Source organism: Lapidilactobacillus wuchangensis (genome assembly GCF_003946645.1).
In the GTDB taxonomy this organism is placed as follows: domain Bacteria; phylum Bacillota; class Bacilli; order Lactobacillales; family Lactobacillaceae; genus Lapidilactobacillus; species Lapidilactobacillus wuchangensis.
Genome location: NZ_RHOU01000008.1, coordinates 78003 through 92814, shown reverse-complemented (window position 1 = coordinate 92814; position 14812 = coordinate 78003). Strand labels below are relative to the sequence as shown.

Genomic DNA, 14812 nt, shown 5'->3' with positions numbered 1-14812 from the left:
GTTGCCTGGCCTGACTGACTTTCTTAGGCGCCTTTTAACGTCCAAACGCCAAAGGCCGTCCCTTTATAAACTTTCTGGATGAGCTTAGCCGTGGCTTCGGTTTGATAAGCCTTAACGACTTTCTGGTAAACTTTGTTATTTTTATCGGCTCGATTGGCGGCAATGATATTAATACTCCGCTTCGAACGGGCGTCAATTTTCTCCTTAAAAATAACTTGTTTCGCAGTCAAACCAGCATCGGCGGCAATATCATTGCCCACCAACGCGGCGGTCACATTACCCAAAGCCCGCGCCGTTTGCGGTGCTTCCATTTCGATAATTTTGATCTTCTTCGGATTGGCGGTAATGTCGTTAACAGTCGGCAACTTGACGTCGGCTTTAATTTTGATCAAACCGGCTTGCTGCAAGACGTTCAACCCGTGACCTTCATTTGTGGGATCATTGGAAATCGCAATTTTATCGCCCGATTTGATTTGACTAACTGCTTTGATTTTCTGGGAATACATGAAGCCTCGAGGCATATAAGTCTCGCCAATCGCAACAATATTCGTGTGATGCGACTTATTCCAGCTATCCAGGAAATCATAATGCTGGAAGGAATTCAGATCCAACTGATGATCAGTCAAGGCTTTATTAGGTTGATTATAATCGGAAAACTCAACTAGTTTCAAATTAATATTTTGGTGCTGCAACTTCTGAGCAATCGGCTGCCAAATCCGCTCGTCAGAACTCATAATCCCAATTTTAACAGTCGTTGTTTTGGCGGCTTGAGCTGAATTCTTGCCACAGCCAAAGGCCAACAATAACGGTACTAATGCTAAAACGCCCAAACTAAATCGCTTGAAAACTCGTTTCATTTTATGTCACTCCCTAATGCTTTTTCCCAAGATACTGCTGAATATCTCGGGAATTTACCCAAATTTAAAAAGATTTATTTCAAGGTCCAAACTGGAATTGCGGTTCCTTTGTAAACTTTCTCAATATTCTTCGCCGTTGCTGCCGTCCGGTACGCTTTGACAATTTTCTTGTAAGTTTCATTGTCTTTATCTTTTTTATTAGCAGCAATCACGTTGATCCATTGCTTGGAACGTTTGTTAATTTTTTCTTGGAAAATCGCATCTTTCGTCGTCAAATCAGCATCAGCGGCAATATCATTGTTGACTACAACTGCAGTGACATCCGACAAAGCCCGGGCTGTTTGCGCCGCTTCAAGTTCGGTGATTTGTAACTTCTTCGGATTCGACGTGATATCTTTAACCGTTGGCAAAGCCACGTTCTTGATTTTGATCAAGCCGGCTTCTTCCAAGATATTTAAGGCCCGACCTTCATTGGTTGGATCGTTTGGCACGGCAATTTTATCATCTTTTTTAATGTCGCTGAGCTTTTTAATCTTGTGGGAATAAAGATTCAATGGCGCAATATAAGTCTCGCCAACGCTGACAATATCAGTCTTGTGGGTCTTATTCCAACTATCCAAGAAATTGTAATGTTGGAAAGCGTTCAAGTCGATTTGATGGTCAGTTAAAGCTTTGTTAGGTTGATTATAGTCGGAAAACTCAACTAGCTTTAAGTTGATGCCTTCTTTGCTTAAAGATTCCTTGATCGGATTCCAAATCCGTTCGTCAGAACTCATGATCCCAACTTTCACAGTTTTACTATCTGTTTTTTTACCACAGCCCGCGGCAATCAATAATGGTACTAAAACCAATAAGCTTAAACTTAATTTCTTTAATAATTTTTTCATTTTTCTTCCTCCACTGGAAACAATTCATTGTTTGAAAATCAATCAATTGGGTTGAAAATGGCTGAAACCGGTCGCCTAAATTCGCTGCAGTCAAATTTAAGTTTTGCTGGTTGAGGAAACTAAAAAGAGCCCGTTTCTATTTCTAGAAACGAGCTCTGTCGTGTTTACCATTCTAATTTGTGCTAGCCTTACGGACTACCACCTCACTAACGTACAGGCAAATAAGCCGATACGCGTGCACGATAATGAGTGCCAAGCCATCATCACTTAGCAATGCTTAGTGATGCCGATCGTGGGCCATTTTCAATTCGTCGTAACTACCTTACTCTCAGCAAATGTAAGTTTTCTGTACAGTCTTAACGGATTTACTTTCCCATTCCATTCGTTTTCATGAAACCTTAATTAACGATTGAGTCTACAATACACGATTCTCATAAAACTTGTCAACCCTTTAATGTAACTTTTTTAAATTAAGTTTTAAAACAAAGGTCAAAAGCATTAAAAACTGGTACAGAGATTGAAACAGAATTGCGTCTGACTGCATTCCGGGCTGCTTGGCGTGGAACGCGGCCGGCGTCGATTTGAACCAATTGAAAACCACAATTGTTTCAAATACGAGCCTATGTCTTGCCGCTTTAGCGGTTAGAATAAGGCTTGTATCTGAGATTGTTGCGTAGCAATAAGCTCAGATCAATGCCCATGGCGTTCCACGCCCCTCAAATTGCGCCGCCACCACCTTCTTCTATAGAGGAAGACATGGCACCAACCTTATTTCAACCATCCCGTCTAAACCCAATTTTAATTCAAAACCAAAAAGCCGAATAATCATCACGATTATTCGACTCTTTTAATCACACTTTAAAATTTATTTGGTCAACTGACCTTGTTCTTCAAGCACCTTGCGATAATGTTCTTCTTCAGGTGCATTGCAATAAATGAAGTGACCTGGCTTGATTTCCACAAATTTTGGCTTATCAACACTGTAATCGTGCATGTTGGTATCATAAACAATCAATTTCTTCTCACGAGCTAATTCCGGATCAGGAATTGGCACGGCAGAAAGTAACGATTGCGTGTACGGATGTAGTGGATTAGTAAATAATTCTTCGGTATCTGCTAATTCCAAAATTCGGCCGGCATGAATCACGGCGATCCGATCTGAAATAAACCGGACAACTGATAAATCATGGGCAATGAACAAGTAGGTTAAATTACTTTCCCGTTGGAATTTCTTCAACAAGTTCAAGACTTGTGCCCGAATTGAGACATCCAAGGCGGAAATTGGTTCATCAGCCACAACTAAATCAGGTTGCATGATCAAGGCCCGAGCAATCCCGATCCGTTGCCGCTGACCACCAGAGAATTCATGGGGATAACGGTATAAATGTTCTGGCAACAAGCCGACTTCTTCAATAATTTTCGTGACTTTTTGCAAGCGATCTTCTTCAGAATCAAACAAATGGAAATTGTATAATCCTTCCGAAATAATATAGTCGATTGTTGCCCGCTCATTCAAAGAAGCTGAAGGGTCCTGGAAAATCATTTGAATTTTCCGAGTGACTTCTTGTTCCTCTTGATGAGACAATTTCTTGTTAATTTGGTGACCATTAAAATCAATTTCACCTTTGCTAGTTGGATTGATGCCCAGAATCGCGCGACCAATCGTCGTCTTACCAGAGCCAGACTCACCAACTAACGAGAAGGTTTCGCCACGATAAATATCGAAGTTAACATCCTGAACTGCGACAAACTTTTGCTTACCTTCACCAAAGGAAATTTCCAAATCGTGGAGTGAAAGCAAGACATCCTTTTTATTGACCGTCATGTTCGCCCGCCTCCATTTCTTTGGTTTCGGCCTGTAAACGATTATCCCGTTCCAAGGTCTTCACAAAACGTTCATGCAAATTCTGAATCAAGGCTGGTTTTTCAACCTTAGGTGCCCGTGGGTCCAACAACCAAGTCTTCGCAAAATGCGTTGATGAGACTTGGAACATTGGTGGTTCTGCTTCGAAATCAACTTTCATCGCGAACGGATTCCGCGGTGCAAAGGCATCCCCTTTAATGTCCTTGTACAAAGATGGTGGCGTCCCAGGAATCGAGTACAGCTCGCCGCCCTTTTGTGCCAATTGTGGTAATGAAGATAGCAAGCTCCAAGTATAAGGATGTTTAGGATCATAGAAGATTTCCCGACAAGTGCCGACTTCAATGATTTCGCCAGAGTACATAACGGCGATCCGATCGGCGATTGAAGCGACGACACCCAAGTCATGAGTGATAAAAATCGTCGTAAAATGATATTCCTTCTGCAATTCTTTGATCAATTCCAAGATTTGGGCTTGAATCGTCACATCCAAGGCCGTGGTTGGTTCATCACAAATCAAAACTTTGGGGTGACAAGCCAAGGCAATGGCAATAACGATCCGTTGCCGCATCCCACCAGAATACTCAAAAGGATATTCGTTATAACGCGCAGCTGCATTAGGAATGCCCGTCCGATTCATTAAATCGATGGCAATATCTTTGGCTTCTTTTTTCGTCTTGCCTTGATGCTTGATGACAACTTCGGCGATTTGCGAACCAATGGTTTTAATTGGATCCAGTGAAGTCATTGGGTCCTGGAAAATTGTGGCGATTTCTTTACCACGAATACCTTCCCAGTCCTTATCCTTCTTTAAATCACTTAAACGTTTGCCATCATAATCGATCGTGCCATGGCTAATATAACCATTTTGTTCTAACATCCCGGTGAAAGTCTTCGTTAATACCGACTTACCAGAACCAGATTCACCAACGATTGCCAGCGTTTCCTGATCTTTAAGTTCCAGCGAAACGTTCCGAATAGCTTTTAACTCACGACCGCGAACGTGGAAACCGACCGATAAATCTTTTACTGTTAAAATATTTTTTTCAGTCATCTTACACGCTCCCTCTACATATGTGTCCGTGGATCTGATGCATCAGCTAAGTTCTGCCCAACAATGTACAACGAAACGGTAATTAAGGCAAGGACTAATACTGGCAACCAGAACAAGTACGGATAACTAGTCATATATGGCGAATATTGGGAAATCAAACGGCCTAATGATGGCACACTCTGACTTAACCCAACGCCTAAGAAGGATAAGAATACTTCGTAAGAGATGAATGATGGTAATAACTGGGAAACTTGCGTCACAATAACTGAAGTCAAGTATGGCAAGATGTTTCGGAAAATCATCCGCCGTGTTGGCGTACCTAAAGTCCGCGAAGCAATATTATATTCGCGATCACGCATGATCATAACCTGAACCCGAATAAAGTAAGCTGTCCCTAACCAAGAAGTACAGGTCATGGCGAAAATCAAGTTCCAGAAACCATTCCCGAAAGTATAAGACAAGACAATGATGATCAATAACATTGGCACGTTAGAAATAACGTTGTAGATTTCCAGCATCAGGCGATCAATTGACTTAGAAACGCCCCAAATCGCACCGACGATTACGCCAATAACGGTGGTAATCAAAGAAGCAATGAAACCAATCGAAACTGATGTTTTAGCACCAGCCCAAATCGCATCAAACAATGATTTACCATCAGCGTCAGTCCCGAACCAATACTTAGCGCTAGGCCAATTATAGCGAGCGCCAAAGTTATTGACCCCAGAAACATCCATTAAGTTATAACCACTAAATAAAGGTTGGATGAATGACATTAACAAAATTGCCACCATCAAAATCAACATAAAAATAGTTACTTTACTAGAGAAGAAAGTCTTGGCCACTGAACCCCAGTAAGAATACTTCGGCGTATCAATGACTTCGGCAGCTTTGGCGTCACGACTAACCAAAACGAAATCATTATCAATATTTTGTGGTTCATTTTTAATTTTTTCAGTCATTGTTAGTCATCTCCTGACGCAGAAAGTTTAATTCGAGGATCGACAATCGTCATTAAGATATCACCAAGTAAGACCGAGAAGACGGCAATGGTTGTGAAGATAAAGACTAAGCCGATCACAATTGGATTGTTATGAGAAATAATTGCATCAGGCAACATCTTCCCCATCCCAGGCATTGCGAAAATTGTTTCGGTAATCGTTGCCCCACCAATTAAACCAATGATGGAACCAGGAATACCCTGAACAATTGGAATCGAAGCATTTTTGAAAATATGCTTCCGATAAATTTCGCCGTCGTTCAATCCTTTTGCTTTCGCGAATTTAACATAATCAGAAGATTGTTGGTCGATCATATAACGCCGGAACCAAATAACCAATCCCGAAACGGACAACAACCCTAAAATAACGGTTGGTGATACCCAAGAAGCAAATGAAGATGCACCTTGCGTTGGGAATGAATCAGGCAAGCCGAAAAGCGAGCTACCTAAATAACGGAACGCATAGATGAAGGCCAAACTTGGAACGGCAATCAAAACAGTCACAATCGCCGTACCAGCCTTATCAAACCACTTGCCCTTATAACGAGCCATTAAGATCGCCATTGGAATTGAAATCACGTAAGAAATGATCAACGCCCAAATACCAGCTTTGAAGGAAGTCCCGATCATTGAAGGATCTTGATAATTCTGAGTGGTATTCGTGTAATCATCGCCATAACGTTCCCGCACTGACGAATCTTGTTGTGCTTTAGGTTGATATTGCCGTGAGTAAATATTATCAGCACTATTAAATGTTTTACCATTAGGATAAACATTTTGAACAACTTCAGTCTTACCTTGACGAGCACCAATAACAGTTGTTACTGGAATCCCGGCAAATGTAGGATATGAAGAGCCTAAATTAAACTTCAAGAAGTTTTGATGAATGTATGGGAATGAACTGTTGAAGTAAATTTGATAACGATATTTCGTTCCTGAACCAACTAAAGCAAAGCCTGCCAATTTGTCATTTTCAAATTTCAAATAACGTGGCATATTTGGATTCTTGGCATCGTGAACAGCCCAAGGGTTATCCCACTGAATTAAATTACCATAGAACCGACCTAACCGTTCCAATAATGATAATTCACGAGTCGCATAGAAGCCTTTACCAATCTTAAATTGATGAATGGTAAAACCGTTCTTGTTGCCCCATTTTTCCAACAACTGCTTGTTGGCAGCGGTTGGTTTAGCAGTCACTTCAGGACTATCCTTTTCGGCTTTAGCCAGAAGTGCTTTCGTATCGTAATACTCAATATAGTTCATTTTACTGAACGCAGTATTCTCATAATCAGTTAATTTATCTGGATCAGCCTTTAACTTGCTGACCATCGTATCATTCTTAAAAACATCGCTACGTGGTACTAATGAGTAAATGATGATATACGTTAGCGTTGTAACTAAGAAAATACTGACAAGCGAACGGATTATTCGAAAGAAGACATACTTCTTCATCAAATGGTTCCTCCTTAATGCTGATTTTCATGCTATTGCTGGATGGCACTGGAGAAAAGCAGAAAAAAGGCTAGTGTTGTGCTAGCCTTTTTCGCCTTACTCTAAGAGTTGATTAATCTTTTGCTTCTTCTTTGGCAATTTCAGCACGCTTCTTATCCCAAGCCTTTTTAGCCTTGGCTTTTTGAGCAATTGTGACTGGAGTTGATTGAACCTTCATATACTTGTAACGTAGATTGCCTAAACCGGACCATGCGAATGGTGCAGAATAAGGAACTACTTTGGTAACAGAAGGAGAACCACCCAATGAGTTAACAGGGATTGTAATACCGCTATTTAGCAAGTAAGCTTCAGCTTTAGCAAAGGCTGCATAACGAGCATTATTGTCGTTAGTAATTGCTTCGGCAGCTTCAACTAATTTCTCATACTCGTCCAAACCTACGGCCTTAATGGCTGCCTTGTTGGAAGCTGATTGGTTACCAGCAGATGCAGGATTCAAACCAAGTGTTAATAACATCGAACCAGAAGTTGGTGTGTAAATATCCAAATAGCTTGAAGGATCATCAAAGTCAGGAGACCAGCCAGAAGCATTACTAATATCAAAGTCACTAGCAGCACCAGTCGTTGCTTGATATGTTGCTGCCAAGTACTTGTCTTCATTTAATAATTGAATATCGATAACGACATTATCTTTACCTAAACTCTTCTCAACAGAACTCTTAAATGACTTCGATTGATTTAAAGTTAATTGGGCTTTTTGATCAGCAGGTAAGTCTAAGTGAATTGGGAAGGCCACACCTTCTGCAGCTAATTCTTTCTTAGCCTTGTCCATGTATTCTTTAGCTTTCTTAACATTGTAATAACCATCCTGAGCATCAGCTAAATTAACATCACTGAAGGCTGCACTATCTAAGCTATCCAAGTCAGATTTAACGGAATCACCATATTCTTTACCATCAATTGAAACAAACGCAGGTGGTGTAATTTCGTTACGTAATGACTTCGTAGCACCTTGAGCACCATTGGCCTGAGCATTATATTGTGATTTATTGAAGGCAAATTGAATAGCTAACCGGAAGTTACGGTTCATAATTGCTTTCTTAGTGTCAGATTTAGCTTGATCAGTCTTCTTAGAAGTAGCGCCATAAGTTTGACGATCTAAGTTGAAGGTAAAGTTGTAGACAGAAGCATCTTGTTGTGACCAAACAATGTTATTCTTGTTGTTCTTAACAACATCGCTATAACCAGCTGAGTTAGGATAAACCCGAGAAGCAGTGAAGTCGCCCTTCTTAAATGACTTGTACAAACCATCTGGGTTACTACCATCATTATAAGTTAACTTAACATCGTCAACATGAACGTTCTTCTTATCCCAATAGTTTTCATTCTTCTTATATTCAAGAACGGATTTAGAAGTGAAGTTAGCTAAAACATACGGGCCATTATAGAGGATGCCATCAGCTTGAGGCTTCCCGAAATTACTACCCTTTGATTTTAAGAATTTGGCATTAACTGGGAACATAACCCCATAAGTCAATTTAGAATTCCAATAACTTTCAGGTTGATTCAAGGTATATTGAACTGTGTAATCATCCAATGCCTTAACACCAACAGTTGAAAAGTCTTTTGTCTTACCATTAGCATAATCATTCAAGCCTTGAATACTGTCCTGAACAACATATAATGATTCGGATTTAGCAGCTACGGCATGCTTCAGACCAGTAACAAAATCCTGAGCCTTAACAGTGGCGTATTCGTTACCATCGCTATCAACCCATTTAACGCCCTTACGTAACTTGTAAGTATAAGTCTTACCATCGGCGCTAACTTTCCAAGATTTCGCTAAGGCAGGCTTTAATTGACCATATTGGTCATTTTCCAACAAGCCATCTTCGAAGTTAGCAAAAACCGCACTATTTGTCGACCGCATTGACACAGTATAGTCAAAATTATCTGGATCAGTCGCATATACATAGTTATAACTTGAAGTTGAACTATTACTATTAGATGAAGCAGCTTTTTTATTACCACAAGCACCTAATAGCGCCACACTCACTAAAGCGAGTGCTAATAACCCTTTCTTACCATTCTTCATATTAAAACCCTCCAAATTGGAATTCTTCTCATCAAAACGGGCACCAAATAAATTAATCGTTTTATGAAATTGATAAAATAGTACAATTATTAAACTTTAATGTCAATAGAAATGCTAATATTAATTTTTATTTCAGAAAATAAACCGCCTACCGAATTAGGCCTTTATTACCTACATTTCAACAATGCAATCGATTACAATATTTGATGAGAAAAAATAAATATTTTATCATCTTCTCTCAGTAACAGTTTGGAAATCTGGGCAGATAATGAGAAGATGTGTTCGTATAATATTCCAAATGAATTAAAAGTTATTTTTTCCGTTGTTGCCAAAACCCAAAAGCAGTTAACACTATACCCACAATCAAAACTAGTGCCATGGGACCATTTAATAAATGTGTTTTAAGATAATCGCTAATTAATAAATATGCACCCGCAATCCAAATCAAGCTAGCAATTAATAATGTCAGAGTGTGATCATGGTCAGAATTTCGATTAAACATACCTTTGCTCCTAATTTACTCATTTAAATCACTTATACGTTCATAATACCAGATTACCTCAGCAAAGGCCCAGATTCGTACCACTTCAGATCACGGCTTAATAGCTTGCCGTCAAGTAGTTTGGCTTTGTTGTTATTTCCAAGCTTGCTATACTGATGATAAATACTTTTTTCCATGAGTACGCCGGAAATTAATGATAAACATCAATATATAGAGGAGACCTGATCAGATGATGGCTAATAACAGTACTAAAATGACTCAATATGGTTTCAACGAAGGATTTAGTTTGGCTGATGGTGCTTTTTCGCAGCGAGCACTGGCGTTACCACAGCCGGAAGCTAATGATCTTTTAGTTAAAATTCAGGCATTTTCAATCAATCCAGTTGACACGAAACTTCGGCAAAGTTTAACTGGACCACAATTTCACGTTTTAGGCTATGACGCCATTGGCACCGTCAGTGCTATCGGTAAAAATGTCACTGACTTTAACCTTGGCGATAAAGTGTATTACGCTGGAACGATGAAACGCGATGGCAGTTATGCAACTTATCAGTTAGTCGACCATCGTTTAGTTAGTCGGGCCCCACAAAAATTAACAGCTGCAGAAAGTGCAGCAGTGCCACTGACCGGTATAACGGCATGGGAATTATTGTTTGAACAAATGGGTTTTGGTAAAAGTTTAAACGATCCGCAAATTCAAGCGAAAATCGAGCAAGGTGCGAATACGGCGACTGACTTAAGTTTTCCTGACAACCAAGGTAAGCAACTGTTGATTATTAACGGTGCTGGTGGTGTGGGTACCATGTTAAGTCAATTAGCACATTGGGCTGGCTTTAAGGTGGCGGCTACTGCCAGTCCTAAACACTTTGATTGGTTACGTCAAAATCAAGTCGATCTCTGTTTGGATTATCATCAAGATCTTGCCGAGCAAATCAAGGCTGCCCACTGGGGAAAATTCGATGGCATTGCGGTTCTAATCACCCCAGATGACTATTTCGATTTAATTGCTGAACAGATTGTGCCATTCGGTCAAGTGGGCTGTATCGTCGAAACAGATACACCATTACCAATTGGTAAACTTAAAAATCTAAACGTTAGCTGGGATTGGGAATTTATGTTTGCCAAGAGCAACTTCAATTACCAAGTCGCAACACAAGGTCAAATTTTAAAGCAGTTGGCTCATTTACTGGATCAAGGTAAAATCCATTCGACTTTGACCAAAACAATTTCCGGATTGAATCCGACAAATTTAGCTGCCGCACATCAGCTGATTGAATCTGGTCACACCGAAGGAAAAGTTGTTTTAACTGTATAACGGCGTATCGGTTTTAAATTTTGATATCAGCAAATTATTTCCTGGGAAATAATGCATATAAAAAGCGACCAACACTATTTTAGCGTTGGTCGCTTTTTTATTATCGATTGTTATTTACTTAACAAGTTCTTGCAAGTACCGGTTTCTAAAACTGTATTGAAGTTATCGAAACTGATCCGAATCATATCAGTCAAGGCTTCTTCAGTATATGAACCAATATGTGGTGTCAAGATTACCTTAGGGTATAAATCAATTAATGCCTGCAGATGTTCATCGGAAATCGTTTGGCCTTCTAGGTTCTTACCAATGAATTGACCTTCGTTTTCAATGACATCGGCGGCAAAACCGCCCAGCTTGCCAGCTTGTAAAGCAGCGATGATGTCAGCAACATTCGTTACTTCAGCACGAGCAGTATTAACTAAGACAGCCGTTGGTTTAACTAGCTTCAATAAATCAGCATTAATAAACTTGTCATTTTCACCCTTAATATAAGGAACATGGAGTGAAATAATGTCCGACTTTGCCAATAGCTCTTCTTGACTAACGAACTCAACAACTTCTTTAGCTGTATCTGATTGATAAATATCATAGCCAAGCACCTTAGCACCCAAAGCCTTGTACGATTGTGCTTCAGCCACACCAATATGACCAGTGCCAATAATGCCGACGGTCAAATTACGAATTTCATGACTGAACTCTTCAGGAATAACTTGGAAGTTTTGCAAATGGGCGCGATAAGTTGCGAACGCAACGTGGCGCTGTAACGTCAAACCTAGGGTTAACGCCAGATCAGCAACAGCATTAGGTGAATATGAAGGTACTCGCGCTACTAATTGGTCATTTGCCTTTGCAGCCGCTAAATCGATGTGATTAAAGCCAATTGTTCGCGTAAAGACGTACTTGATGCCCCATTCTTTCATCTTAGCTAAGTTAGTCGCATCACCGACACAGTTTGCCCGTAATAAAACGGCGTCCATTCCCTTAGCAGTCTCAATATTGTCATGAGTTAATAATTCTGGTAATAATTTCAACTCATAATCATATTTATTTAACTTCTTGAAAAATGGTACTTCATTTTCACGAACACCATAAGCAGCAATTTTAAACATTAGTAAGTCCTACCTTTCAGAATATCACCAAAAACCTTTGATTTTAATCTTAATTGACCCGATTTACCTCTAGAAAATACCTGTTGCACCTAAAATCGAAACAACCACAATCCAAATTGGCATCATCACTACGGCACCAATTGTTGATAACAGCGAAGCATTGGAAGCCAGAACGGCCTCGCGATCAAAGCCAATGGCATATGATGATGCAACGGCAGCTGTTGGTGTTGCCATCATGATAATGATTGTTGCCAAGGCAACTTTATCAACTGGTAAAATATGGCTAACTGTTAATAATACTAACAGAATGACGTTGATAGCAGGTACTGCGATGACTTTCATTGCTGTGTAGTACCATGAAGTTTTGTCTGAAGCAGCACTCTTTAAGGTGATTTCGCCTAAAGTTGACCCAATTGCCAACCAAGCTAATGGTGATGCTAAGCCAGCTAAGTAGCTTAATGGCTTGAATAACCATAACGCTGTTAAATCAATCCGGTAAAAGGCCACTTGAACGGTTTGATTAGTTGCCGCATCAAGGACGTGAACTTGTGGCATGTAGGGTTGGATGATCCAAAGAATCAAGCCTAAGAAAGTTGCAATAACAATTGGATTTAAGAACATTTGCTTGATGTTCTTTTTATCCATTTCCAAACCACTCATTTTAATATAAGCATATGAATACAAGAAGATTCGATAACCAATGTTAAAGATTGATGCATACATGGCACCTTTAGCACCATAAATTGCGGCAACAATTGGAATACCGAAAAAAGTGGTTGAACCAAATGTTGTCAATACGCTTAAAACATCGCCACGATCTTTAGGATATTTCAAATACATCAATTTTGTCACAAAAATCAAAATGATATAAACGACGATCCCGAAAATCAATACGTTGATTCCTTGACGCAAAGTCTTCTGATCGATTGGCGCCATGAAGGAATTAAATGCTAATGCTGGTAATGATACTGATAAAACAACCTTAGTCAGAACTTTACCGAAGTTCTTAGTAAAGACGTTCTTCTTCCGTAATACAAAACCTAATAAAATAATGAAAATTGTCGAGGTAATCGCACTAACAATATTCATATTCGTAAAAGTTTCTGCCAAAACTTTTCCAAAATCCATAGATAGTCCCTCCAAAAAATAATCAATAATAGCTAACAACAGCCATTATTCCATAACTATTTCAATCACGCAAACATTCACAACCCGCTTTATTTATCAGCGTTGTGAAATATAATTGTAGTTAATTTGGATAAATTAAATGAAATTCTGAAATAAGATTTTATTGATGATCAAGATAACCGCTTGCATAACCCGCAATATCAGTATCTAATTTTCAAGTCAATTGTTAATTATCACTTTTTTTGTAAAATCTATGCCATTATTCGTGAATATCACTTACCACTATCCTTCACATAACTACTTAAAAATTTTTTTACTTGTGAAAAATATTCGGCGGTATTCTGCTGATAGGCTTGGGTATGGCCAGCATTGGCCACCAAATATTCCCGTTTGGGCGCGTGACAAGCTGCGTATAGAATTCGTTCTGATTTTAAGGGCACATAATTATCTTCAGTCCCATGAATGAATAAAGTTGGCGTCTTGCTTTTAGCAACTTGGCCGGTAATATTCCCGTCTTGAAGCCGATAATGAGCGAAATGCTTGGTCAATAAACTGGCCAGCCAAACAGTTGGTTCCGGAATTAAGTGATATTTCGTCAAAACTCGATGACGTACTTGAGTATAAACCTGATCAAAGCCACAGTCAGCAATAACGGCCTGAACCTGCGCTGGCAGATCCTGTTCGCCACTAGTGGCCAAAACAGTGGCCGCCCCCATACTGACGCCAAATAAAACAATTGGCACTTCTTGACCGCAATGCTGTTGCACTTGCTGAATCCAGCCAAGATAATCACGACGGTCTTGCCAACCAAAGCCAATATGAAAGCCGCCACTAGTACCTTGGCCCCGACTATCTGGCAGTAAGACTTGATACCCTAATTGTTGAAACATCTTGGCATACTTAGCCATTTGTTGGTGGGTATGATGATATCCATGAGCGACAATAACGACTGGTTGTTGAGGTTCTTTACCAGCCAAGAAGTAGCCCTTTAAGGTTAGCTGATCTTCACTTTGCTGTTGCCAGACCTGCCAGGATTGCTGATCATACCACTGCAGAATCGTCGCATCATTTTCGTCACGCGAACGCTGGCGATACTTTTCTTTAGACGCCGGTGTTGTCCGAATCGCAATGTCATAAGTTTTCCAAGCAGCAATCGCAAAGAAAATAATTAAAATTAGGACAATAATCGTGCCAACTAACCACATATAGAAGTACCTCCAGCATCATTTGATAATTTATCTTTATTATCTAGTTTTAAAAACTAGATGTCAAATAATACTGCTGAATTTTTTATAAATTGCTTTAATAAAAGGACCCATTTCAATTAGCACGCGTTGTCTAGGTCCAAGGTCTGATTTTACTTTCCTTAAGGCTTCCGTCAAACTTTCTTCACATTTATCCGTTATATTATAACCATAGCTTCGAGGGATTACCCCTCCTTTGGAGCTAACCCATAGTAATGACCCAACTTTTTCATTTCATTCTTACTCCTCCAAAGACAAGAATGATTGTAGAGACCTCCTCTACAAACCCCGTATACCCATATATACGT

The 14812-nt window shown here is 39.7% G+C and carries 12 protein-coding genes; 1 reads left to right on the top strand and 11 read right to left on the bottom strand.

Features of this window, described 5'->3' with window-relative positions; translation table 11 throughout:
- Window positions 1–23 precede the first annotated feature (23 nt).
- From EKM82_RS07775 to EKM82_RS07740, 8 genes are all read right to left on the bottom strand, one after another.
- Window positions 24–857 carry a MetQ/NlpA family ABC transporter substrate-binding protein gene (locus EKM82_RS07775; protein ID WP_125767752.1) on the bottom strand — a complete coding sequence of 278 codons (834 nt, stop codon included), beginning with the start codon at window positions 855–857 and terminating at the stop codon, window positions 24–26.
- A 74-nt stretch (window positions 858–931) separates the two neighbouring features.
- Window positions 932–1744: a MetQ/NlpA family ABC transporter substrate-binding protein gene (locus tag EKM82_RS07770; RefSeq protein WP_125767750.1), complete on the bottom strand. Its 813-nt coding sequence runs from the start codon at window positions 1742–1744 to the stop codon at window positions 932–934.
- A gap of 865 nt (window positions 1745–2609) precedes the next feature.
- Window positions 2610–3569, bottom strand: a complete 960-nt coding sequence (locus tag EKM82_RS07765; RefSeq protein WP_125767747.1) for an ATP-binding cassette domain-containing protein — start codon at window positions 3567–3569, stop codon at window positions 2610–2612.
- Window positions 3556–4659 (bottom strand): ABC transporter ATP-binding protein, encoded by a 1104-nt coding sequence (locus tag EKM82_RS07760; RefSeq protein WP_125767745.1) that lies wholly within the window; start codon window positions 4657–4659, stop codon window positions 3556–3558. The genes EKM82_RS07765 and EKM82_RS07760 overlap by 14 nt, the downstream gene beginning before the upstream one ends.
- A gap of 14 nt (window positions 4660–4673) precedes the next feature.
- Window positions 4674–5621 (bottom strand): oligopeptide ABC transporter permease OppC, encoded by a 948-nt coding sequence (gene oppC, locus EKM82_RS07755; protein WP_125767743.1) that lies wholly within the window; start codon window positions 5619–5621, stop codon window positions 4674–4676.
- Between the two features lie 2 nt (window positions 5622–5623).
- On the bottom strand, window positions 5624–7114 hold the full coding sequence (locus EKM82_RS07750; protein ID WP_125767742.1) for an ABC transporter permease: 1491 nt from the start codon (window positions 7112–7114) through the stop codon (window positions 5624–5626).
- A 112-nt stretch (window positions 7115–7226) separates the two neighbouring features.
- Window positions 7227–9206, bottom strand: coding sequence for a peptide ABC transporter substrate-binding protein (locus EKM82_RS07745; protein WP_125767740.1), 1980 nt, complete (start codon window positions 9204–9206; stop codon window positions 7227–7229).
- Window positions 9207–9516: 310 nt separating this feature from the next.
- Window positions 9517–9708 carry a hypothetical protein gene (locus tag EKM82_RS07740; RefSeq protein WP_125767738.1) on the bottom strand — a complete coding sequence of 64 codons (192 nt, stop codon included), beginning with the start codon at window positions 9706–9708 and terminating at the stop codon, window positions 9517–9519.
- 229 nt (window positions 9709–9937) lie between these two features.
- Between EKM82_RS07740 and EKM82_RS07735 the strand changes: the two genes are divergently transcribed.
- A complete protein-coding gene (locus EKM82_RS07735) occupies window positions 9938–11023 on the top strand; it encodes a zinc-binding alcohol dehydrogenase family protein (protein ID WP_225419690.1) in 1086 nt (361 codons plus the stop codon).
- A gap of 110 nt (window positions 11024–11133) precedes the next feature.
- Here the strand turns inward: EKM82_RS07735 and EKM82_RS07730 are convergent, their stop codons facing one another.
- The 3 genes from EKM82_RS07730 to EKM82_RS07720 form a co-directional block, all read right to left on the bottom strand.
- Complete coding sequence (locus EKM82_RS07730; RefSeq protein ID WP_125767735.1) at window positions 11134–12132, bottom strand: NAD(P)-dependent oxidoreductase; 999 nt, start codon at window positions 12130–12132, stop codon at window positions 11134–11136.
- Between the two features lie 69 nt (window positions 12133–12201).
- Complete coding sequence (locus EKM82_RS07725; RefSeq protein ID WP_125767733.1) at window positions 12202–13260, bottom strand: AEC family transporter; 1059 nt, start codon at window positions 13258–13260, stop codon at window positions 12202–12204.
- A gap of 272 nt (window positions 13261–13532) precedes the next feature.
- Entirely contained in the window at window positions 13533–14465 is a 933-nt protein-coding gene (locus EKM82_RS07720) for an alpha/beta hydrolase (protein ID WP_125767731.1), read from the bottom strand.
- Window positions 14466–14812 lie beyond the last annotated feature (347 nt).

Bases quoted from the DNA above. Each gene is read 5' to 3' on its own strand.
- EKM82_RS07775 (WP_125767752.1), bottom strand. From the start codon at position 857: ATGAAACGAGTTTTCAAGCGATTTAGTTTGGGCGTTTTAGCATTAGTA.
- EKM82_RS07750 (WP_125767742.1), bottom strand. From the start codon at position 7,114: ATGAAGAAGTATGTCTTCTTTCGAATAATCCGTTCGCTTGTCAGTATT.
- EKM82_RS07720 (WP_125767731.1), bottom strand. From the start codon at position 14,465: ATGTGGTTAGTTGGCACGATTATTGTCCTAATTTTAATTATTTTCTTT.
- EKM82_RS07745 (WP_125767740.1), bottom strand. From the start codon at position 9,206: ATGAAGAATGGTAAGAAAGGGTTATTAGCACTCGCTTTAGTGAGTGTG.
- EKM82_RS07730 (WP_125767735.1), bottom strand. From the start codon at position 12,132: ATGTTTAAAATTGCTGCTTATGGTGTTCGTGAAAATGAAGTACCATTT.
- oppC (WP_125767743.1), bottom strand. From the start codon at position 5,621: ATGACTGAAAAAATTAAAAATGAACCACAAAATATTGATAATGATTTC.
- EKM82_RS07725 (WP_125767733.1), bottom strand. From the start codon at position 13,260: ATGGATTTTGGAAAAGTTTTGGCAGAAACTTTTACGAATATGAATATT.
- EKM82_RS07735 (WP_225419690.1), top strand. From the start codon at position 9,938: ATGATGGCTAATAACAGTACTAAAATGACTCAATATGGTTTCAACGAA.
- EKM82_RS07760 (WP_125767745.1), bottom strand. From the start codon at position 4,659: ATGACTGAAAAAAATATTTTAACAGTAAAAGATTTATCGGTCGGTTTC.
- EKM82_RS07740 (WP_125767738.1), bottom strand. From the start codon at position 9,708: ATGTTTAATCGAAATTCTGACCATGATCACACTCTGACATTATTAATT.
- EKM82_RS07770 (WP_125767750.1), bottom strand. From the start codon at position 1,744: ATGAAAAAATTATTAAAGAAATTAAGTTTAAGCTTATTGGTTTTAGTA.
- EKM82_RS07765 (WP_125767747.1), bottom strand. From the start codon at position 3,569: ATGACGGTCAATAAAAAGGATGTCTTGCTTTCACTCCACGATTTGGAA.